Source organism: Wolbachia endosymbiont of Drosophila barbarae (assembly GCF_044752445.1).
GTDB classification, from domain to species: Bacteria; Pseudomonadota; Alphaproteobacteria; order Rickettsiales; family Anaplasmataceae; genus Wolbachia; species Wolbachia pipientis.
On sequence record NZ_JBIXJM010000181.1, the window covers coordinates 1 to 1881 of the forward strand.

Consider the following 1881-nt stretch of genomic DNA (forward strand, 5'->3'; position numbering starts at 1 on the left):
CTCCCATAAAGTAGTTCGTCCAATTTTAAATCTTGCTGCCACTGTTTCTCTGCTTTCTCCTTCGTCTAGCGCTTCCATTGCTTTTTTCCTTAAGTCATAACTATATGCTGCTGGCACTCAACCTCCTTATCATCTTCTATCCTTATCTTATCACATCCGGACTTCTATGAAAAGAGCTATAATAGCTCATTTTGAAAAAAACAAAAGCTTACAATTAGATGGCAAGCAAAAGGTTCAATTGATAAATAATTTGTTGGTTGCCCTAATCTCTGAGCAAGATGCACAACCGACGATTAGTTTAGATAATAATTAGCATAGAAGCCGATTGGGTTTCATAAATGCAAGTCACTATTAATTTCTTGATTAATAGACTAAATGATGTTATAAATTACACGCATTAGGGGTGCTCTAGAAAAGCTGAGAGTACATAAAGTACAACCCTTTGAACCTGATATTGTTAAAGCAAGCGTAGGAAAATGTATGTATATAAATATTGAAGAATGCTTCGGCTTCATTGCGTTAATTGCATCTCTAATTGGATTATCACCTCAAGTATATAAAGCATATATCACTAAAGTTACTCGTGATGTATCGATGTTAATGTTAGTAAACTATCTTATTTGTTCATTGTCTTGGATTGGCTATGGTCTTTACCAGAGCTCAATTTTTGTGGTGCTTAGCAATATTGCTGGATTAGTGATTAGCATAATATCAATTATTCAAAAATGTTACTACGATGCAAAACCTGCACCATGATCATGTGCTGCACTGCAGTACACAACAACAATATCGTTCTATTGTAGTGCTAAATGGAAAAATACCGAGCTCATCGTTTTTTAAACGAGATATACCTATTATTGCTGTAGATGGAGGAGCAAACAAGCTTCTATCAATTGGCGTAAAACCTGATCTTGTAGTAGGAGATTTGGATAGCGTAAATCTGGATTTACGTGCTAATTTGAATACGATATATCTACCTGATCAAGATTATTGCGACTTTTCTAAAGCAATGGCTCACTTAAAAACAGTAAAGTTATTGCCATCAATAGTAACGGGTATTACTGGAGGAGCAATTGATCACATACTACAGAATATTAACACTTTTCTAAGTACGGGCAGTATCTTTTACACACCTTCACCTCCCATGGTAGGTTACACTTTACAAAAAGGTATTACCCATTTTTTTTCTTTGCCAAAAAATACTAAAATATCTTTACTTGGTATACCGAGAGCTCAAATATCAACCAAAGGATTAAAATGGGAACTGCACCTTAGTAATCTTGCTTTTCCGGGAAAAAATTCTTGCTTTAATCGAAGTTTAGGCAATAAGGTATCCGTAGAAGTACACAGTGGTATATGTCTAGCAATGATTTATTTAGAGACAGCAGATGATGCTGCAAGACATCATGTGCGTCAAGTTAAGAAGTAAATAGACTTCTTGCATAACCCAAACTAAGTAGAAAAAAGGTATCATCCAAGTAGCTGACACTGGTTCCTTTATGACGTGTCATTCCAGTTTCAGCTACTTGAATGACAGCAGTCCTACGTCATACCGCCGCGGTATCTCTTAGCCGCTAACAAGCAGCGGGATGACGAATTGCTTAACCGTCATCCCGCCACGAACCGTCATACCGCCGCGGCGCTAACAAGAGATCCCGCTAACAAGTAGCGGGATGACGATTGTCGTTTAGCTATAAACATTAAGAAATTTACTAAATGAAAAAAAAGGCAAAAGAAGCCCTGAGGTTATTATCCGCTTTAAAATATTGGCGTTTTTTATGTTTTAAACGCTTGACAAGCAAGATTTAGCTGCTTTTAATTGCAACTAACCTATGCTGCAAATGTTTAAGAAATTTACCAAGCAGAAAAAAAGACAAAGAA

General features: G+C 36.4%; 3 protein-coding genes, 1 pseudogene and 1 riboswitch. Of the genes and pseudogenes, 3 read left to right on the top strand and 1 reads right to left on the bottom strand.

All coding sequences use genetic code 11. The features are described 5' to 3' along the window. The coding region (locus ACIPNH_RS03715) for an IS630 transposase-related protein (RefSeq protein WP_400771409.1) at positions 1–117 on the bottom strand (117 nt) is incomplete at its 3' end. A gap of 61 nt (positions 118–178) precedes the next feature. Here ACIPNH_RS03715 and ACIPNH_RS03720 point away from each other — a divergent pair. The 3 genes and pseudogenes from ACIPNH_RS03720 to ACIPNH_RS03730 all read left to right on the top strand — a co-directional run. Next, positions 179–313, top strand: a pseudogene (locus ACIPNH_RS03720) (SPFH domain-containing protein); the annotation flags it as partial. Between the two features lie 76 nt (positions 314–389). Beyond that, a riboswitch (TPP riboswitch) is annotated at positions 390–492 on the top strand. Further along, positions 481–756 carry a SemiSWEET family sugar transporter gene (locus ACIPNH_RS03725; RefSeq protein ID WP_006280002.1) on the top strand — a complete coding sequence of 92 codons (276 nt, stop codon included), beginning with the start codon at positions 481–483 and terminating at the stop codon, positions 754–756. Its footprint overlaps the riboswitch before it by 12 nt. Then, positions 737–1429, top strand: coding sequence for a thiamine diphosphokinase (locus tag ACIPNH_RS03730; RefSeq protein ID WP_400771813.1), 693 nt, complete (start codon positions 737–739; stop codon positions 1427–1429). Before ACIPNH_RS03725 ends, ACIPNH_RS03730 begins: the two co-directional genes overlap by 20 nt. The last annotated feature ends 452 nt before the right edge of the window (positions 1430–1881 follow it).